The sequence below is a fragment of the Streptococcus mitis genome (assembly GCF_023110375.1).
Classification (GTDB): domain Bacteria; phylum Bacillota; class Bacilli; order Lactobacillales; family Streptococcaceae; genus Streptococcus; species Streptococcus mitis_CI.
This window is the reverse complement of sequence record NZ_JALDVV010000009.1, coordinates 22,036-40,807: the sequence shown is the minus strand read 5'-3', so window position 1 is coordinate 40,807 and position 18,772 is coordinate 22,036. Positions and strand designations below refer to the sequence as shown.

Annotated in this window: 18 protein-coding genes; 4 read left to right on the top strand and 14 right to left on the bottom strand. The window is 42.6% G+C overall.

Translation table 11 applies throughout. The annotated features are described in order from the left end of the window. Positions 1-55: 55 nt before the first annotated feature. Together rnmV and M1G12_RS06795 are read right to left on the bottom strand one after the other, a co-directional pair. Positions 56-616 (bottom strand): ribonuclease M5, encoded by a 561-nt coding sequence (gene rnmV / locus M1G12_RS06800; protein ID WP_247949609.1) that lies wholly within the window; start codon positions 614-616, stop codon positions 56-58. Beyond that, positions 616-1,389, bottom strand: a complete 774-nt coding sequence (locus M1G12_RS06795) for a TatD family hydrolase (RefSeq protein WP_247949608.1) — start codon at positions 1,387-1,389, stop codon at positions 616-618. The genes rnmV and M1G12_RS06795 overlap by 1 nt, the downstream gene beginning before the upstream one ends. Positions 1,390-1,545: 156 nt before the next feature. Between M1G12_RS06795 and M1G12_RS06790 the strand changes: the two genes are divergently transcribed. Continuing rightward, a complete protein-coding gene (locus tag M1G12_RS06790; RefSeq protein WP_247949607.1) occupies positions 1,546-3,390 on the top strand; it encodes an APC family permease in 1,845 nt (614 codons plus the stop codon). A gap of 288 nt (positions 3,391-3,678) precedes the next feature. On the opposite strand, the gene M1G12_RS06785 is transcribed toward M1G12_RS06790, so the two are convergent. The 4 genes from M1G12_RS06785 to M1G12_RS06770 all read right to left on the bottom strand — a co-directional run bounded on the left by M1G12_RS06785 (position 3,679) and on the right by M1G12_RS06770 (position 7,724). Further along, on the bottom strand, positions 3,679-5,643 hold the full coding sequence (locus M1G12_RS06785; RefSeq protein ID WP_247949606.1) for a peptide ABC transporter substrate-binding protein: 1,965 nt from the start codon (positions 5,641-5,643) through the stop codon (positions 3,679-3,681). Positions 5,644-5,781: 138 nt separating this feature from the next. Further along, positions 5,782-5,916, bottom strand: a complete 135-nt coding sequence (gene rpmH, locus M1G12_RS06780; RefSeq protein ID WP_000831905.1) for a 50S ribosomal protein L34 — start codon at positions 5,914-5,916, stop codon at positions 5,782-5,784. Positions 5,917-6,060: 144 nt separating this feature from the next. Further along, positions 6,061-7,275 (bottom strand): pyridoxal phosphate-dependent aminotransferase, encoded by a 1,215-nt coding sequence (locus M1G12_RS06775; RefSeq protein ID WP_033687296.1) that lies wholly within the window; start codon positions 7,273-7,275, stop codon positions 6,061-6,063. 155 nt (positions 7,276-7,430) lie between these two features. Then, positions 7,431-7,724, bottom strand: coding sequence for a hypothetical protein (locus M1G12_RS06770; RefSeq protein WP_247949605.1), 294 nt, complete (start codon positions 7,722-7,724; stop codon positions 7,431-7,433). Between the two features lie 161 nt (positions 7,725-7,885). Here M1G12_RS06770 and M1G12_RS06765 point away from each other — a divergent pair, with 161 nt between their 5' ends. Further along, positions 7,886-8,338, top strand: a complete 453-nt coding sequence (locus tag M1G12_RS06765; protein WP_247949604.1) for a universal stress protein — start codon at positions 7,886-7,888, stop codon at positions 8,336-8,338. A gap of 183 nt (positions 8,339-8,521) precedes the next feature. Here M1G12_RS06765 and M1G12_RS06760 read toward each other — a convergent pair whose 3' ends face one another. Beyond that, a complete protein-coding gene (locus M1G12_RS06760) occupies positions 8,522-9,913 on the bottom strand; it encodes a Cof-type HAD-IIB family hydrolase (protein WP_084864535.1) in 1,392 nt (463 codons plus the stop codon). A 65-nt stretch (positions 9,914-9,978) separates the two neighbouring features. Between M1G12_RS06760 and M1G12_RS06755 the strand changes: the two genes are divergently transcribed. Then, complete coding sequence (locus tag M1G12_RS06755; protein WP_084953016.1) at positions 9,979-10,941, top strand: asparaginase; 963 nt, start codon at positions 9,979-9,981, stop codon at positions 10,939-10,941. 51 nt (positions 10,942-10,992) lie between these two features. Here M1G12_RS06755 and ccpA read toward each other — a convergent pair whose 3' ends face one another. Then, positions 10,993-12,003 (bottom strand): catabolite control protein A, encoded by a 1,011-nt coding sequence (ccpA, locus tag M1G12_RS06750; protein ID WP_084953015.1) that lies wholly within the window; start codon positions 12,001-12,003, stop codon positions 10,993-10,995. A gap of 238 nt (positions 12,004-12,241) precedes the next feature. Between ccpA and M1G12_RS06745 the strand changes: the two genes are divergently transcribed. After that, a complete protein-coding gene (locus M1G12_RS06745; protein ID WP_000886035.1) occupies positions 12,242-12,559 on the top strand; it encodes a DUF960 domain-containing protein in 318 nt (105 codons plus the stop codon). Between the two features lie 45 nt (positions 12,560-12,604). Here the strand turns inward: M1G12_RS06745 and folB are convergent, their stop codons facing one another. The 6 genes from folB to M1G12_RS06715 all read right to left on the bottom strand — a co-directional run bounded on the left by folB (position 12,605) and on the right by M1G12_RS06715 (position 18,680). After that, on the bottom strand, positions 12,605-13,417 hold the full coding sequence (gene folB / locus M1G12_RS06740) for a dihydroneopterin aldolase (RefSeq protein ID WP_247949603.1): 813 nt from the start codon (positions 13,415-13,417) through the stop codon (positions 12,605-12,607). A 157-nt stretch (positions 13,418-13,574) separates the two neighbouring features. Further along, on the bottom strand, positions 13,575-14,129 hold the full coding sequence (folE, locus tag M1G12_RS06735) for a GTP cyclohydrolase I FolE (protein ID WP_000380916.1): 555 nt from the start codon (positions 14,127-14,129) through the stop codon (positions 13,575-13,577). Continuing rightward, positions 14,110-15,432, bottom strand: a complete 1,323-nt coding sequence (locus M1G12_RS06730; RefSeq protein WP_247949602.1) for a bifunctional folylpolyglutamate synthase/dihydrofolate synthase — start codon at positions 15,430-15,432, stop codon at positions 14,110-14,112. The genes folE and M1G12_RS06730 overlap by 20 nt, the downstream gene beginning before the upstream one ends. A gap of 1 nt (position 15,433) precedes the next feature. Further along, positions 15,434-16,408, bottom strand: coding sequence for a dihydropteroate synthase (folP, locus tag M1G12_RS06725; RefSeq protein ID WP_247949601.1), 975 nt, complete (start codon positions 16,406-16,408; stop codon positions 15,434-15,436). Between the two features lie 93 nt (positions 16,409-16,501). Then, positions 16,502-17,209 carry a CPBP family intramembrane glutamic endopeptidase gene (locus M1G12_RS06720; protein WP_192855211.1) on the bottom strand — a complete coding sequence of 236 codons (708 nt, stop codon included), beginning with the start codon at positions 17,207-17,209 and terminating at the stop codon, positions 16,502-16,504. Positions 17,210-17,261: 52 nt separating this feature from the next. Continuing rightward, positions 17,262-18,680, bottom strand: a complete 1,419-nt coding sequence (locus M1G12_RS06715) for an NCS2 family permease (protein ID WP_247949600.1) — start codon at positions 18,678-18,680, stop codon at positions 17,262-17,264. Between the last annotated feature and the right edge of the window lie 92 nt (positions 18,681-18,772).

Sequence of the window (18,772 nt, the reverse complement as noted above, 5' to 3'; positions counted from 1 at the left end):
TACCTGCTTCGAAAAATACTGTGAAACTTAAAAAATTGTAACGGCTACATCTTTCCTACTCATAACTCTTCATAGCTTCTTCCACTTCTGCCAAGGTAACCCCAAACAACTCTAGGCGTTTGAGGAGTTGCTTGCCGTTGGAATAGCCAATTCGGAGAGCCTCTCCTAGATATTCTCGTCGCTTACGGCTGTCTGCCCCTGCTAGAAAACCAAGGCGAATCAAGTCGCTACGACTGATATCAAACTGACTCTCATGTTCAAATTGTTCTGTAATCTGAGCTAGAGCCATTTTCAGGTCTTCATAGCTGGCATGCTCAATTCCCAGAGAACGGCCCTTGGTCTTGGACTTGGGAACAGCTTCATCTCGTTTGAGGAAGGCATGCTGAACTGTTGGAATAGCCGTCATAATCATACGACGAATCCGCTCCCCATTAAAATCTGGGTCTGTAAAGACAATGATCCCATGACGTTGGTGCAGGCGCTGAATCCGCTCTAGATCCTTTTCATTGATGGCAGAACCTCGTGTCTCATAGGTCTCTACATCGAAGTAACGTTTGAGATTGGCCGTATCATCGCGCCCTTCGACCACGATAACTTGGGAAATTTTTTCTTTCATTACTTGCTGTCCAATCCAAAAATTCGTTCTGCATTTGCAGTTGTTATCGCCGCAAGCTCTTCTGTCGTCATACCACGTAAGTCGGCGATAAAGTCCACTACATAGCGAGTGTAGGCTGTTTTATTTTCACGACCACGTTTAGGAACAGGAGCCAAGTAAGGCGCATCTGTCTCTACCAAAATCTTGTCCAAAGGTAACTCTTTAGCTGCTTCTTGGATGTCAGTTGCCTTCTTAAAAGTCACCACTCCTGAGAAGGAAATAGTCATGCCAAGCGCGACAAACTTCTCTGCCCACTCAAGCGTCCCTGAAAATGAGTGCATAATCCCACCTCGAGGACCAACTCCCTCGCTCTTAATAATCTCATAGGTATCTTCCAACGCATCACGAGTATGGACAACAAAAGGTAAATCCAAGTCCTTAGATAACTGAATCTGACGGCGAAAAACCTGCTCCTGCACCTCTTTTGGCGCTGTCATCCAATGGTAGTCCAAACCAATCTCACCTAAAGCAACAACCTTGGGATGCTTGAGCTTATCAAGCAAGTAGGCTTCAATCTCCTCCGTGTAAGTCCCTGCTTCTGTCGGATGCCAACCAATAGTCGCATAGAGCTGGTCATACTCATCTACCAACTCCAAAGCACGCTCAATCGTCGGTTCATCAAAACCAACAATATTCATCTGTGTCACACCCATCTCAGCAGCCAAGGCAATTTCTTCTGCCTCACGACCAGCAAATTCTTCTACATTCAAGTGTGTATGTGTATCAAAAATCATCTCTTCTAACCTCGTTTTCTATCTTCTATTATACCAAAAAACTGCCCTCTCTCCTCATCTGTAAAAAATATTCTAAAATCCATCGTCGTCTCTTGACGCTATTTTTCCAAAGCAGTATAATAGCACTTATTGAAATTTTCAGAAAAGGAAAATACCATGTTTACAAAATTAAAACAGACCTTTATCGGTCGTCCTCTTAAGTCCTTAACAGAAGGCGAGGGAGGGCTGCTGGGAAAAATGCAGGCCTTGGCCATGTTGTCAAGCGACGCTCTATCTTCCATTGCCTATGGGCCTGAGCAAGTAGTCCTCGTCTTGGCTAGTCTCTCTCCTCTTGTTATATGGTGGAGCCTTCCTATCGGCCTTTTTGTCCTCCTACTTCTGGCCAGCCTGACCGTTTCCTACCGTCAAATCATCCATGCCTACCCTCAAGGAGGAGGGGCCTATATGGTTACTCGAGAAAATCTATCTCCCGAACTTGGCTTGATCGCTGGAGGTAGTCTGCTAGTTGACTACATGCTGACCGTGGCGGTATCGGTGTCATCTGGAGCCGATGCTATCACAGCAGCTCTCCCTGCTCTCCACCCTTACAACCTCCACATTTCCATTTTTCTAGTTTGTTTGCTTATGCTCTTGAATTTACGGGGCTTAAAAGAATCTGCCAGTTCACTGATGATTCCTGTCTATCTCTTTATCATCAGTACTGTCTTTCTCTTGCTCTATGGAATCTTTCAACTAGTAACTGGTTCTCTCAGCTATCAGGCAACTTCTCCTATCGGGCATGCTGTACCGAGTCTGTCTATCGTTCTCATTCTAAGAGCCTTTACCAGTGGTTCTGCCTCTCTGACAGGGGTTGAAGCTATTTCAAATGCCGTTCCCTTTTTCAAGGCTCCGAAAGAAAAGAATGCAGCTCAGACCTTGACCATCATGTCACTGATTTTAGGTTTTCTGTTTGCTGGTATTACCTTCCTAAACTACTGGATGGGAATTATGCCGCAACACGGAGAAACCATCCTCTCACAGATGGCTCAAGGTATCCTTGGTAATTCCTTCTTAGGCCACCTTGGCTATTATACCTTCCAATTCTCCACAGCCTTAATTTTGGCCGTAGCTGCAAATACCGGCTTTTCGGCCTTCCCTATGCTAGCTTACAATATGGCTAAAAACAAATACATGCCCCATCTCTTTATGGAAAAAGGAGACCGCCTAGGCTACTCTAATGGAATTTTAACTCTGGCATTTGGGGCTATGATTCTTCTTCTCATTTTTAATGGCAATACCGAACGTTTGATTCCCCTTTATACTATCGGGGTCTTCGTTCCCTTCGCCCTATCTCAGACTGGGATGATTCGCCATTGGAAAAAAGAAAAAGGGACAAATTTCTTAAAACCTGCCCTTGCCAATATCCTTGGAGCCATCATTTGCTACGCTATCGTGCTGATCCTGCTCTTTTTCCGTCTCAGTGATATCTGGCCTTTCTTCCCGATTATTCTCGTACTCACCCTACTTTTCTTGGCCATTCACAGTCATTACCAAAAAGTGGCCCAACAACTACGTCTCTATGAAGGCATCGAAAAACGTACCTACGATGGCAATCTTGTCCTCGTCCTAGTAGGAAATGTCACCCGAGTTAGCGTCGGAGCCATTAACTACGCTCAAAGTATCGGTGATGAAGTCTTAGCCATGCACATTTCTACTAAGGAAACAGCAGAGAAAGACCAAGAAATTCTCCAAGAATTTGCCGATTACTTCCCAACCATTACTCTGAAGAACATCAAGACCAGCTACCGCGACATCATCACCCCTACTGTCAAGTATGTCAAACGAATCTCTGAGGATGCCCAGAAAAAGAACTATACAGTCACTGTCCTGGTACCCCAGTTTATCCCTAATAAACCTTGGCAAAATATCCTGCACAATCAGATGAGTCTTAAACTCAAATACGCCCTTCGTTGGCACCAAGACGTCGTTGTCGCTAGCTACTCTTATCACTTAAAAAAATAAAGAAAAGGCCCTACCAGAACCAATAAGCGTCTGGTAAGGCCTTTTTCTGAATCCATCCACTATGCTTATACTCAATGAAAATCAAAGAGCAAACTAGGAAGCTAGCCGCAGGCTGCTCAAAGCACTACTTTGAGGTCGTAGATGAAACTGACGAAGTCAGCTCAAAACACTGTTTTGAGGTTGCAGATAGAACTGACGAAGTCAGTAACCATATATACGGCAAGGTGAAGCTGACGTGGTTTGAAGAGATTTTCGAAGAGTATTAACTGAAAAGCATGACTAGGAATATCATTGAATATGGTTAGCTAAATCTTCCTGAGCTTTTTTATTTGACTCAGCTTTTTCTTTCAGCCATTTTTCATAGAGTTCTTGGTACTGTTTAGCAGTTACTGGCTCTTTTTGCAATTCAACATATTTGTAGTTGTCGGCATTTCCCTTATGACCAACAAATGAGAATGGGCCTGTAAACGGTACAGTCTTACGGAAGATTGGGTTGGCTCCACCACTTTGAACTGGTAGGAACAAGGCACTATCTGTCAACCAAGCTTGGGCTTCAGCATATTTTTCATAGCGGGCTTGAGTATCTGTGATTTCAGCGTCGGCCTCATCCAAGAGTTTCTTGTAGTCAGAAAGACCAATCTTGTCCTTGACTTCCTTGTCTTTTCCTTCAGTCAAGCCCACATTTTTCAACTGAGAACCTGTCTCCGGATCAAGAATAGCTAGGTAAGTCTTAGGATCTGAGTAGTCTCCACCCCATCCTGAGATGTCGATATCGTAGTCTTTTTGTTCTGCTGTATCTGCAAAATAGGTTGCTTGGTCTTTTTCATCTGGAGAAAGTTGGATAACATCAATAACTACATTCTCCTTACCAAGGGTTTCTTCCACTGTTTGTTTGAACGATCCAGCCTGTTGCACATCCAACTTAGCAGTCTGGTCAACTGGCATATCCAAATGAATTGGGAAGTTTACTCCTTGAGCTTGCAGACTTTCTTTGGCCTTAGCAAACTTCTCTTTGGCCTTGTCAGGGTTCAAGAAGGCTTGCTTACCATCGTTTAGGTTAATATTTGCCCAATCTTTACCGTAGTTGACAATTTTCTCATTGACAATGTCACCGAAGTTCTTATCGCCAACTTGGACAAAGTCACTTGGTGTAACCGTATTACGCAAGATACGGTCTGCTCCATCTTCACCATTTGTCTGTGCTGCATAGGCATGACGATCAAAGGCAAAGTTGATAGCCTGACGGAAATCTTTATTTTGCATAGCTGCGCGTGAATCTGTCTTTTCCTTATCAGACTGTTTCATAGTCTGCTTGTAGCTTTGACGATTCACGTTGAAAAGATAATAGAAAGTAACTGAGTTTTGCGGTGTGTAGGTAATCTTGTCCTCATTTCCCTTCTTAAGTTCAGCAAATACTGAACTTGTTGGGAAGATACGGCCATCTGTATAATTACCATCCAAGAAACCTCTAGCAATGCTGTCTTGGTCAGAACCGTCAAAGAAAGAGAGTTTCACTTTCTCAATTTTAACATTATCCTTATCCCAGTAATTAGGGTTTTTGTCAAGTTCAATCAAAGATTTGGATGTGAATGATTTAAATAAGTAAGGACCATTTGACAAGATACTTGATGGTGTCACACTTCCAAAGTCATCTCCCTGAGACTTCAAGAAGGCTTCATTTACAGGACTAAGGATACTTGCTGTTGTTTTAGAGTTCCAATAAGTCTCAGGTTGGTTGAGGGTGTATTGTAGCGTGTAATCATCCACTGCCTTAACACCAACAGTTCCAAAATCAGATGATTTCCCTTCAACATAGTCTGCTAGTCCCTTGATAGAGTCTTGAACCAAGTACAAGTTCTCAGCTTTTTTATCAGCCGCATACTTGAGACCAGTCACAAAATCATGAGCCGTCACATCCGCATACTCTTCTCCTTCAGAAGTGTACCATTTAGCCCCCTGACGGATTTTATAAGTGTAAGTCAAACCATCTTTTGACACGGTCCATGACTCAGCCATAGATGGAATGAGATTGCCATACTGGTCATTTTCCAACAAACCATCAACCAAGTTGGTTGTGATACTAGATGTAGAGTCTCGTGTAGAGGTAATGTAATCCAAGGTATCAGGGTTACTGACAAAGATATAAGAGTATGTCTTGTCTGCATTGCTTGATTGGGATGACCCACATGCCGCTAGAGCTAGACCTGCTGTCAAAGCCATAGCTCCAAAAAGCATAACTTTTGATTTCTTCATGATTATTCTCCATTTTTTACAGTATGTGAAATATTATACACTATTTAAGCAAAAATATAAAGCCTTTTTGAACTTTTTAACAAAAATAAAAATCAGTAGACTCGAGTTCCTACTGATTTTTGTTATGGTTCGTTTGGATTATGCAGCCAAAACTTTGCGTCCTTTACGACGACGAGCTGCCAATACGCGACGACCGTTTTTAGTTGACATACGGTTACGGAATCCGTGTTTGCGCGCACGACGAAGTTTACTTGGTTGATAAGTACGTTTCACGATGAATACCTCCTCATAGATTTTGTATTCGTTTAGCCGGCTATAAAGTGATCAGTTACTAAACATACTTTACTATTCTATCTGATTCTTTCACTTTTGTCAATAGCTCAAGGCAAATGTTTCCAGCTTTTTCGAATGTAAGCCCTATCTACGATACTGTTTCAAGAAACGAGTCATCTTTTCTTGGATTTGGGCTAGTTCATCAACACGAGGAAGGTAAACGATACGGAAGTGGTCTGGTTCCTGCCAGTTAAAGCCTCGACCATGAACCAAGAGAACCTTTTCCTGCTTCAAGAAATCAAGGACAAACTGTTCATCATCATCGATACGGTACATATTGCGGTCGATTTTAGGGAAGATATAGAGTCCAGCCTTGGGTTTAACCGCAGACAAACCTGGAATATCTTGAATGGCATTGTAAATGAAATTTCTTTGCTCGTAAATTCGTCCACCAGGAAGGAGCAATTCATCGACCGATTGGTGGCCACCTAAGGAAGTTTGTACGACTTGTTGGGCCAAAACGTTAGAGCAAAGGCGCATATTGGATAGCATATTGAGCCCTTCGATATAGCCCTTGACATGAGTCTTAGGTCCAGACAAGACCATCCAACCTACACGGAAACCAGCGATACGGTGGGATTTTGACAGACCATTCATGCTGACACAGAAGACATCTGGTGCCAAACTAGCCACAGGCGTATGCACATGTCCATCCATTACCATGCGGTCATAAATTTCATCCGCAAAGATAATCAAATCGTTTTGACGGGCAATCTCAATAATCTCCAACAAGAGTTCCTTAGGATAAAGGGCTCCAGTTGGATTATTTGGATTGATAAGGATGATCGCCTTGGTATTGGAAGTGATTTTTGACTTGATATCGTCAATATCTGGATACCATTCTGCAGCTTCATCACAGATATAGTGAACGGCATTTCCCCCAGCTAGGCTGACAGCTGCTGTCCAGAGAGGATAGTCTGGCATTGGCACCAAGACCTCATCCCCGTTGTCCAAAAGCCCCTGCATAGACATGACAATCAATTCACTAACACCATTTCCAAGGTAGATATCATCAATATCTACATTTGGAAATTTCTTCAATTGACAATACTGCATGATGGCCTTACGGGCTGAGAAAATCCCTTTGGAGTCAGAATATCCTTCACTATCCCGCGCATTCATAATCAAGTCATGAATGACCTCGTCTGGCGCTGTAAAGCCAAATTCTGCTGGATTTCCTGTATTCAGACGTAAAATCTTTTCTCCGTTTGCTCGCATCCGCATGGCTTCTTCCAAAACAGGACCACGGATATCATAAGCGACATGCTCTAACTTACTAGACTTGTTATATTCTTTCATCTTGTTTCCTCAATTCATCAGGATAGTAACATTATACCACTAGAAAGAAAATGCGACAAGTTTGCTGAAATGTTTTACTAGATTAAGATAGAAAAAAACCTCGCTAAAAGCGAGGCCAAGACAGGGGAGATAGCAGGTATTTTGCGAAAGTCACATCACATACCAAAAGATAAACCTAGAAAAAGCAAGCCTAAAAAGGAGTCATAAAGAAGATTGAACATGAGGAAAAGTCCCCATATCATCAAGTAATCCCAGCGACCACTTCGTTTTGCAACTAGGAATAAAATTAGATGGTAGAGTACATGAAAGACTAAAAAACCGATAAACCCTGGATAAAGAAGCGGTACCAAACTCTCTAATTGCCAGACCATGATAACTTCTACCAAGACTGAAACTAGTATGATTCCACAATAAAGGAAATTTGATTTTTGAAAAGCGTTTTTCATCATTCTCCCTCCCTTCACTTCTTTCCTGCTATCCTTTCTTTTATTTTATCATATATTTATATAGATTTTAAGCGCTAATATTCTTTTGAAAAATACTTTTTTTGCTTTACTTCTATAGTGAAAAGGTTTACAATTAAAGTAAGAAAATTTCAGGAGGTTTCATTATGGCACAACGTTACCAAAATATCATGGTCGCAATCGATGGTTCTAAGGAAGCGGACTTGGCTTTTGTCAAGGGAGTTCATTCTGCTCTACGAAACGACGCTAAACTCACCATCGCACATGTCATTGACACACGCGCACTCCAAAGCGTATCCACCTTTGATGCTGAAGTTTACGAAGAACTCCAAGTCGACGCTGAAAGTCTGATGAAAGAGTACGAAAAACGTGCTAAAGATGCTGGGGTGGAAGATGTTCATATCGTCATTGAAATGGGAAATCCAAAAACTCTACTGGCACGTACTATTCCCGATGCTGAAGAAGTGGACCTCATCCTCGTTGGCGCAACTGGTCTCAACGCCTTTGAACGCCTCTTGGTCGGCTCTTCATCTGAATACATTCTCCGCCATGCTAAGGTCGATTTGCTGGTTGTGAGAGAACAAGAAAAAACCTTATAATCACAAAGAAAAGGAGCTCAGCGCTCCTTTTTGTTTACTATTTATACTCTTCGAAAATCTCTTCAAACCACGTCAACGTCGCCTTGCCGTAGGTATGGTTACTGACTTCGTCAGTTCTATCCACAACCTCAAAGCAGTGCTTTGAGCAGCCTGCGACTAGTTTCCTAGTTTGCTCTTTGATTTTCATTGAGTATTATTTCTCTCTTTATGGCGTTCATAAGCCTTGAACTGGCGCTGCAGTTCCTTTTTAATAGCAGGTTCTGGAGCATATTTTTCTTCCCAATCATCTGGCTTTAATATTTTGTGGGTCACTGGATCAAAATGAGCCTTGCCATCTGGAAAAATTTTCCCCATATTGGCCTGATGGACAATATCAAAAATACGTTCTGGATCCACCCCCATCAAAACAAAACTACCGTAGGTAAAGTAAAGCGTGTCAATCAAGGCATCCACTTGCCCTATCAAATCTTGCTGAGCAGGGGTCTTCTTGGCCACTTTATCTGCCGCCTTATCAAGAGCTTGATGAAGTTGCAATAGAGCTTGATCAAAGTCCTCTTCAGAAGGGCTGGCAGCTCGAACAAACTCCACCAATTCTTCTATTTTAAAGCCAGCCCTGTGGGTTGCACCTTCTAAATCCCAAGCTCGAGGTTCTTCTTGGGTTCGTTCATCCATCATGTGGTGGAAGGTCTTGACCTTATTGAAATGATAGTCACGGCTGACAAAGACTTTTTCTGAGGCCAGAACACCAAAATGTTCCAGGGCCTTGTGGATTCCATCTTGCTGATTGCTGGTAGTGATGTGCTTGGCAACTTCCTTGACACTGCTACTACCATTTCCCATAGCGACCGACATACCGACACCCGCCAGCATTTCTAGGTCGTTATCGGAGTCACCAAAGGCCATGACTTGGTTGAGATCAAAACCATATTCTTTCCCAACTCGTCGAATGCCTTCCAATTTAGAGTTTCCTTGATTGATGACATCTGCTGCAAAAGGATTGCTACGTGTTAATTTCAAGTCTTCAAAATCAGCTGCCGCCTTCTCAGATTCTTCTGGCGTCATCAGCATCAAAACTTGGTAGATAGGCTGATTCATTAGATCAAGCAGATCTTCTTCCTTTTGGGGAACAACCTTGCTGACCATGCGATTAAAGGAATGACTCACCGTCCGAGTTAAAACTGAGGGAACGAAGCGACTGATTCGTTGGGAAAAAGAACCCAGACCAAAAGACATGATTTTGGAACCCAGCATGGCATCCTTGGTCCCTAGGGCAATCTCCTTACCTTCTTTTTTAGCATACGTAATGAGCTGGCGCAAATGTAACTTGGAAATCGGGCTCGTGAACAAGACTTTGTCTTTATTAAAGATATACTGGCCATTGTAGGTTACCGCAAAATCCAGATCCAAATCGTCCATCAATTCCTTAACAAAAAAAGGTCCTCGACCTGTCGCTACGCCGACAAGTACCCCTTGTTCTTTGACGATTTTAATCGCGTCCTTAGTGGATTTCAAAACACTCTTGCGATCGTTGACCAAGGTTCCATCGATATCAAAAAAAACAGCTTTGACTTCCATCCTATCCCAATCTCCCCTTTTGTGATACAATGATTATACCACATTTCAGAAAGAGTGAGTAAATCATGCCTAAGAAAATCCTTGTTTTACATACAGGTGGAACTATTTCCATGCAAGCAGACGCCTCTGGCGCAGTTGTGACCAGCCAGGACAATCCCATGAACCATGTCACCAATCCTCTTAAAGGGATAGAAGTCCATGCCCTAGACTTTTTTAACCTACCGAGCCCCCATATCAAACCCAAACACATGCTAGCCCTCTACCATAAGATTAAAGAGGAAGCAGACAACTACGATGGGGTTGTGATTACACATGGGACGGACACTTTGGAAGAAACAGCCTACTTTCTTGATACCATGAAAATCCCCAACATGCCCATCGTTCTAACAGGAGCTATGCGTAGTTCTAACGAACTCGGTAGCGATGGCGTTTATAACTACCTGAGCGCTTTGCGAGTCGCAAGCGATGACAAGTCAGCTGACAAGGGTGTCCTGGTCGTCATGAACGATGAAATCCACGCTGCCAAGTATGTTACCAAAACGCATACGACCAACGTCGGAACCTTCCAGACTCCTACCCACGGCCCCCTTGGTCTGATTATGAAGCAGGAAATCCTCTACTTCAAAACAGCTGAGCCCCGTGTCCGCTTTGACCTTGATCACATACAAGGCTTAGTCCCTATCATCTCTGCTTATGCTGGTATGACAGATGAGCTGATTGATATGCTGGATTTGGAACAATTGGACGGTTTGATTATCCAAGCCTTCGGAGCTGGTAATATTCCCAAAGAAACGGCTCAAAAATTAGAAAGCCTTCTGCAAAAAGGAATCCCAGTCGCCCTGGTTTCACGATGCTTTAACGGTATCGCTGAGCCTGTTTATGCCTACCAAGGCGGGGGCGTGCAGTTGCAAAAATCTGGTGTCTTCTTTGTTAAAGAACTCAACGCCCAAAAAGCCCGCTTGAAACTCCTCATCGCTCTCAATGCCGGACTAAAAGGACAGGCTTTAAAAGACTATATGGAAGGCTAAGCCTCTTCTCTAAAAACAAATCAGGAAATCTGCACGATTCCCTGATTTTTTCTATTTACGTTTTCGTGTTGAGCGACGTTCTGTCAAACCATGAGGTAAGAGAACTTCACGTTCTTCCAACTCTTCCTTGTGCATAATCTTTGTCAACATACGCATGCTAATAGCACCAAGGTCATAAAGAGGTTGGGCAATAGTGGTCAAGTTTGGACGGGTAAAGCGAGACACTTGTGAATCATCACTAGTGATGATTTCAAACTCTTCTGGTACTGACACACCCTTATCAGCAAGGCCGTTCAAGACACCTGCTGCCAACTCATCACCTGTTACAACTGCTGCAGTTGCGTTTGATGAAATCAAGCGTTCTGCCAAGGCATAGCCGTCTTCATAAGTGTACTTAGATTCAAATACCAATCCTTCGCTATAAGAAATTCCTGCTTTTTTCAAGGCTTCCTTGTAGCCAACCAAACGAACCTTACCATTGATGTCATCCACTAATGGACCGCTAACGAAAGCAATGCGATCATTTTCTTTAGCAAGGTAGGTCACTGCATCAATCGTAGCTTGTTTGTAGTCAATATTAACACTTGGAAGTTGGTGCTCCACATCTACTGTTCCCGCAAGAACAACTGGTGTTCGAGAACGAGAAAACTCTGAACGAATTTTTTCAGTCAAGTGGTAACCCATAAAGATGATACCATCCACTTGCTTAGAAAATAGTGTATTGACAACTGAAACTTCCTTGTCATCGTCCTCATCACTATTAGCAAGGACAATATTGTACTTGTACATTTCAGCGATATCATCAATCCCTTTAGCAAGCGTTGAGAAATAACCATTGGTAATATTGGGGATCACAACACCGACAGTGGTTGTCTTTTTACTTGCAAGACCACGCGCCACGGCATTTGGACGGTAATCCAAACGATCAATCACCTCAAGCACTTTTTTACGGGTGTTCTCTTTTACATTCTTATTGCCATTGACTACACGGCTAACTGTCGCCATTGAAACTCCTGCTTCACGGGCGACATCATAAATCGTTACTGTATCGTCTGTATTCATTCCATTTCCTTTCTATATCATACCTCACGAGACTCCAAAAAAAGAGACGGTATGAAAATTTCGTTTTCATGATTCCACTTATTTCATTTTATCACTATTTGTAAACACTTTCAAGTATTTTTTGAAGATTGTTTGAAAAAAATTTCATAGAAAGCTATGTTTATGAAGAAAAAATCACCCTTTCTTGATTTTTAATCCTATTTGCTGTATGATAAGAGAAAAGAAAGGGGGAAGAAATATGGCTTTTACCAATACCCATATGCGGTCAGCTAGTTTTGGCATTGTTACTAGCTTGCCTGATGACGTTATTGACTCTTTTTGGTATATCATCGACCATTTCTTAAAAAATGTCTTTGAATTGGAGGAGGAACTCGAGTTTCAATTGCTCAATAACCAAGGAAAAATTACCTTCCACTTCTCAAGTCAACACCTCCCTACAGCCATTGATTTTGATTTTAACCATCCCTTTGACCCTCTTTATCCCCCCAGAGTCTTGGTTTTAGACATGGATGGTAGAGAGACTATCCTCCTCCCAGAAGAAAATGATCTATTTTAAAAACTCTAGCCTTCAGTTACAAGCGACTGAAAACTAGAGTTTTTTCTATTTTTTCAAAGCATGATACAAGTTACGGATAGGTTGCTTTAATGTCGGATGGATAAAATGAGGCGCAATTTCCTGTAAGGACTCAAGGACAAAAAGGCGTTCCGCTATGTAAGGATGAGGCAAGATGAGGTCGTCTGTATAAAGAATCTGATCCTCCACAAAGAGCAAGTCCAAATCAATCAAACGAGGCCCCCAATGTACTTCTCTCACCCGCCCCATCTCTGACTCAATGGCTAACAAGGTCTCTAATAGCACTGGGGCAGGCAACCATGATTCTACTTCAATCACTTGATTGGCAAAGCTATCTTGCTCCACACCACCCCATGGCTCCGTCGCTAAGACACTGGAATCTTTGAGAATATGGATGCCACGAGCTCGCAGTTTGTCAATGGCTCGCTCCAAGTTAGCTTGCTTATTTCCCATGTTACTTCCTAGGGCGATAAAGGCTCGTTGCTTGCGACGGTGGATTGTTACTGAGCAAGTGTCTAGCGGCAAATGCACTGGTGCCCAAGGTTTTTTCAGTTCCAGCTTCATTTCTTGGACAAGAGGATAGGCCTCAAAGGTACGTTCTACCAGTTTATAGGCTACCGTTTCAATCAAATCCTCACTCGTTTCCTGAAACCATGTCGTCCACTGCTGACACAGTTCTCCGTAATGGACAGAGGCTGTTAAATCCAAGTCTGTAGCCGCCTTGGTCATATCATAGGATAGGATGGCTGAAACGACAAACTTCTGCCCCAATTCCTTCTCACTGGGAAAAAGACCATGATAAGCAAAAATTTCCAAATCCTTAATCTGCAGTTGATCCATAACTAGTCCTTTCTAGAAAAATTCGCCCAAAGCGGATTCTTTTTATACTCAATGAAAATCAAAATGCAAACTAGGAAGCTAGCTGCAGGCTACTCAAAACACTGTTTTGAGGTTGCAGATGGAAGCTGACCTGGTTTGAAGAGATTTTCGAAGAGTATTATAGTCCCATTAAACGATAAGCCTGGTCTCGAAGGTCCTTATCTGTTTCAAATAAGCCTCGAGCTACTGTCGTCAAGGTTGCAGTGCCTGGTTTTCTGACACCACGCATGCTCATACACATATGTTCCGCCTCAATGACAACAAAGGCTCCTTTAGCACCTAGATAGTCCATCAAGGCATCGGCCACTTCGATATTCAAACGTTCTTGAATTTGCGGCTTTTTCGAATAAACTTCAACCGTACGGGCTAGCTTAGACAAACCTGCCACACGACCATCTGGAATATAGGCAATATGCGCTCTACCATAAAATGGCAAGAAGTGGTGTTCACACATAGTATGGAAAAAAATATCCTTTTCTACCACCATATTATCGTCAATAATCTCAAAAGATTTTGACAAATGTTCCTCCGCTGTTTGACCAAGACCTGAAAAAATCTCTTGGTACATACGGGCCACACGAGCAGGCGTTTCCTGCAAGCCCTCACGGTTAGCGTCCTCTCCGACAGCCTCGATAATCATTTTTACAGCTGCTTCAATCTTTTGTGTATCCATTTTCGTTCTTCCTCTCCATCAGATAGGCTCTCACTTGGCTCAAGAAATACAAGGAACCCGTGACAATCCTAACTGTTTGTTTCTCTTCTTTTTTATCTGTCAATTTCTGCTCTAGAAAATCCTGCCAACCTTGGTAGCTGAGATTTCTAGACTTAGCTACCTCTTCCAGCACGCTTTCATCAGTCGCCCGACTATCCGCAAAATGTGTTAGAGTAAGCTCGGTATCTGGCACGGCCCCCAGCAAGTCCAACATATCCTCCAAGGCCTTGGTTTTGATACAAGTAAAGAGGATTTCCTTATGATAATCCGCAAAGCGTTCTTGCAAGGTTGCTAATAAAGCCTTGATAGCATGGGGATTGTGGGCTCCATCCAAAATCATCAAGGGATCTCTTGACACGATTTCCAAACGCCCCGGCCAACTTGTTTCTTCCAAGGCTTGAGCAAGCAAGTCATTACTTGCTAGTTCTCGACCATCTTCTTGACAAAAAGTATCAAGTAAAGCTATGGCCATCCCAGCATTCTCTATCTGGTGCAAACCAAGCAGGCCAGTCTGGAAGCGACCTTGTCTGACAACACTTGTATAGTCAAAGACTTCGCCTGTAGCCACACTCTTTTGATGGCTGACCTGATAATCTGTCCCGTAGGCAAATCTCGACGCATCTTTCCCTTCCGCAATGCGGTCAATCACAGCCAAAGCTTCTGGAGCAATACGACCTGTAACCAAGGGAATACCTTGTTTGATAATACCAGCTTTCTGCTCTGCTATGGCTTCCAAGGTGTCACCCAGTAGGGCTACATGATCCAGTCCAATAGTCGTAATTCCTGTCAAAATGGGCTGGCAGACATTGGTACTATCCAAAAGTCCACCCATGCCGACTTCCATGATAGCCACATCTACTTGCTCTGAAGCAAAGTAGTCATAGGCTATGGCTGTGATAATCTCAAATTCGGTCGTTCCTTGTAAAGCAAGGCCCTTCTCCCTCTCCAGCAAAGACTGATAATCTGCCATGAGGGCTTCTAGCCTCGCTTCTGGAATGGATTCCCCATTGATGCTAATCTGGTCTGTATAATGAATGAGATAGGGCGAGCTGAAAACACCAACTCTCAGCCCTAGCTTTTCTAGCATATTTTTCAAAAAAGCAATAGTCGAACCCTTGCCATTAGTCCCTCCGACATGGATGACCTTGAGTTTGAGATGGGGATTGCCACGCAAAGCTAATAGTTCCACCATTCGTTCCAAGCCAAAATGCGGTTGGTCGGTCCGATAGTGGGCAATCCACTGATTGTTTTCATTTTCTTTCATCTTACTTATATTGTTTTAAATCTAGATTTTCCGCTTCATCAGCCAGACGAATGGCGGAGGCAATTTCAACTGCCATCCTGTGACTAGCTACATCATGCACGCGCACCACTTCTACACCCTGTCTCGCAGCGATACTAGTTACATGAGCCGAAGCCGTATCTCGATTGCGGAAACCAAGCTCTGTCTCAGGATTGACTTCAAAACCACTTTCTTCAAGGATATTGATGACAAATCGCTTGCGCGACACTCCAAGAAAGATTGGATATCCCTTCTGATGTAGTTTATCCAGGTCCCGTAAAAGAAGCAAATTTTCTTTCTTGGTCAGACCAAAGCCGATTCCCGGATCCAACAGGATATTTTCTTGTGCAATTCCAGCTTGCTTTGCTCTCGCTAGTGCTCTTTCAAAGAACATCTCCATCAACTCTTCGATTGGCAATGTTTCAAAGTCAGCTAACTCTTCCTCTGTAAAAGCTTGACCAAAGCCAAAATGAGGGAATATGAGCGAGCTAGGATGCTGAGGTCGCGCCATGACTGGATTAAACATAATGACTACTTTCGCTCCAGCATTTGCAACCACATGGGCCATTTTTTCATCACCCATGAAACCAGTGATATCATTGACTAGATTAGCACCAGCAGCCAAAGCAGCCTCTGCCACCTGACTTTTCCAAGTATCAATAGAGATGAGGACATCACTTTCCTTGCGAATAGCTTTGATTACTGGAACAACACGCTGGATTTCCTCTTCTATCTCAACATAGCTACTTCCCGGCCGAGTCGATTCTCCGCCGATATCTAGCATACTAGCCCCTTCTGCTATCAATTTACGAGCCTGCTGGAGTGCCTGCTCAAGAGCAAAAAATTGACCACCGTCCGAAAAGGAGTCTGGGGTTACATTGATAATTCCGCAAATAGCTGTCTTTGCATGATTGGCTTTACTTGACATATCGGTCACTCCCTCAAGGCTTTTCACCATATTATTTCTCTATTTTACCATAAAAAGAAAAAGATGGACACGATTGCATTCATCTTTTTCCCAGTAGAAACAAGTAAGCAATTGTCAAAAATCTTAAACAGAAATCCCTAATGTCCGACTAATGATCACCACAAGAGCCAACAAACAGAAAGCAACCCCATTCACAATCATGTGAAGTAAGATAGACATTTCCAAACGTTGGGTCTTGTAAGCCGTCCAAGACAGAACGATCGACATACCTCCATAAATCAATAAAGAAGGTAAATTACTTGGTTGATGCAATAAAGCAAACACAATCGTACCGACTACAAATCCCAAGTTCTCTTTTCCTCGGAAAATCTTTTTAGGAACAATTCCCCGACACAAGATTTCCTCACAAATTGGAGCAAGCAAGGCCAACAAGAAGAAACTGGAAATCAGAGAACTATTCTGAACCATATCATTAACCTGAGACTGATTCCCTGTTGTCGTCTCATTTGACAGTTGCAACAAGATAGAACCAAGTATATTTGAACAGATAATGACTAAATAACTTAATCCCAATCGTGCCAAATCCTTAGCTCTAAAAAAAGAAAAATTAAAACTTGCTAATTGCGTTTTACGAGCTCCAAAAATAAATAGTGCCAAAACTACAATCGAAATACCAGCAACTATCAGTCCTGACTGCAACAGTGGTACTGCATTTAAAGTTAAAATAGCAGTAACCCCTATAGGAATCTGATATAAAATTGTCGCCAGCAAAAAGATTAACAGCCAACCTGCACGATTCAATAATTCTTTCCACATATTTTTCTCTTTCATCACCCATCTCCTTTATATTAAAAAAGGGGGAAAATCCCCCTGGGTTATCCTATTATAAGGCCATACTGATGTAGTTAAGGATAAACAAGGCATCCAAAATCCAAATCATGACATGAACATCTTTAGCTTGACCTTTAACAAGCTTAGTCAAAGTGTAAGTCAAGAAACCAACTGCAATCCCTTGAGTGATAGAGTAGCTGAATCCCATAAAGATAGATGTGAAGAAAGCAGGAACCGCTTCAGACATATCGTCCCAATGGATATTTTTCAAGCTAGCCAACATCATAATCCCAACGATAATCAAGATTGGAGCTGTAGCGGCTGTTGGTACAATCGCTAGAAGTGGGCTAAAGAAGCTTGAGATCGCAAAACAGATTGCCACGACCAAGGCTGTCAAACCAGTACGTCCACCCGCACCGATACCAGCAGCAGACTCAACATAAGTCGTTACGTTCGAAGTACCAGCGATGGCACCAATTGAAGTACCAATCAAGTCAGAGTAAAGAGCCTTATCCAACTTAGCTGATTGGTGATTTTCACCATTTGTCGCTACGATACCAACTTTTTCACCTGTACCGATCAAGGTACCAATTGTATCAAAAATATCTGTCAATGAGAAGGCAAGAATAGCCATCAGAGTTTCAGGCAAGCGAGCTGTATCTGAAATCAAAGCTCCCAAACCTTCTGAACCAAGAGCCGCACCAAAGACTCTCTTCAAGTCTTCAAAGGCTGCACCAACATGGTTATTAGCAAAATCGATGCTTGACAAATCTACCAAACCAACTGCGATAGCAAGAATAGTTGTTGTCAAGATAGAGAGGATAATTCCCCCTTTAATTCCTTTGATAACAAAGAAGATTGTAATGGCCAGTCCTGCAAGTGCCACCAAAACAGCTGGGTTATTAAAGTCAACCAATCCTGGAACTGCTGAAGAGTTTGCTGCAATCGTTGCTTTAGCTTTGTCAGCCCCTTCTCCTACAACAGTATAGTTACCTGGATCAATCGTAAATTTCAAAAATCCAGCATTCTTAATTCCTACGTAGGCAAGGAAGACACCGATACCAGCTGAAATAGCTGAGCGAAGAGCATTTGGAATCGATTCAATGATCATTTTACGAACATTTGTCAAGGTAATAATCAATGAGATAAGCCCACAGATGAAGACCATAGCCAAGGCTTCTTGCCAAGAATAACCGAGTCCAAATACGACTGTAAATGTAAAGAAGGCGTTAAGACCCATACCTGGCGCTTGGGCATAAGGTAAGTTAGCATAGAAGGCCATCATCAAGGTACCCGCTACTGCACCAATGATCGTCGCTAGGAAGACACCCTGAGCAGGCATTCCTGTTTGCGAAAGAATTTGTGGGTTTACAAAGAGAATATAACTCATTGCAAAGAAAGTTGTTAAACCAGCGAGAACCTCTGTACGAACGTCTGTACCGTTCTCTTTTAGTTTAAATAATTTGTCCATTATTAATCTCCTTTTAATTTTTACGAACAATAATAGAATTATATCATTTATCATTCACTTTTTCAATATCTTTGTTTGATTTATTTAAGAAA

Coding starts and splice junctions, on each gene's coding strand:
- rnmV (WP_247949609.1), bottom strand. CDS start 616: ATGAAAGAAAAAATTTCCCAAGTTATCGTGGTCGAAGGGCGCGATGAT.
- M1G12_RS06795 (WP_247949608.1), bottom strand. CDS start 1,389: ATGATTTTTGATACACATACACACTTGAATGTAGAAGAATTTGCTGGT.
- M1G12_RS06790 (WP_247949607.1), top strand. CDS start 1,546: ATGTTTACAAAATTAAAACAGACCTTTATCGGTCGTCCTCTTAAGTCC.
- M1G12_RS06785 (WP_247949606.1), bottom strand. CDS start 5,643: ATGAAGAAATCAAAAGTTATGCTTTTTGGAGCTATGGCTTTGACAGCA.
- M1G12_RS06775 (WP_033687296.1), bottom strand. CDS start 7,275: ATGAAAGAATATAACAAGTCTAGTAAGTTAGAGCATGTCGCTTATGAT.
- M1G12_RS06770 (WP_247949605.1), bottom strand. CDS start 7,724: ATGATGAAAAACGCTTTTCAAAAATCAAATTTCCTTTATTGTGGAATC.
- M1G12_RS06765 (WP_247949604.1), top strand. CDS start 7,886: ATGGCACAACGTTACCAAAATATCATGGTCGCAATCGATGGTTCTAAG.
- M1G12_RS06760 (WP_084864535.1), bottom strand. CDS start 9,913: ATGGAAGTCAAAGCTGTTTTTTTTGATATCGATGGAACCTTGGTCAAC.
- M1G12_RS06755 (WP_084953016.1), top strand. CDS start 9,979: ATGCCTAAGAAAATCCTTGTTTTACATACAGGTGGAACTATTTCCATG.
- ccpA (WP_084953015.1), bottom strand. CDS start 12,003: ATGAATACAGACGATACAGTAACGATTTATGATGTCGCCCGTGAAGCA.
- M1G12_RS06745 (WP_000886035.1), top strand. CDS start 12,242: ATGGCTTTTACCAATACCCATATGCGGTCAGCTAGTTTTGGCATTGTT.
- folB (WP_247949603.1), bottom strand. CDS start 13,417: ATGGATCAACTGCAGATTAAGGATTTGGAAATTTTTGCTTATCATGGT.
- folE (WP_000380916.1), bottom strand. CDS start 14,129: ATGGATACACAAAAGATTGAAGCAGCTGTAAAAATGATTATCGAGGCT.
- M1G12_RS06730 (WP_247949602.1), bottom strand. CDS start 15,432: ATGAAAGAAAATGAAAACAATCAGTGGATTGCCCACTATCGGACCGAC.
- folP (WP_247949601.1), bottom strand. CDS start 16,408: ATGGTGAAAAGCCTTGAGGGAGTGACCGATATGTCAAGTAAAGCCAAT.
- M1G12_RS06720 (WP_192855211.1), bottom strand. CDS start 17,209: ATGAAAGAGAAAAATATGTGGAAAGAATTATTGAATCGTGCAGGTTGG.
- M1G12_RS06715 (WP_247949600.1), bottom strand. CDS start 18,680: ATGGACAAATTATTTAAACTAAAAGAGAACGGTACAGACGTTCGTACA.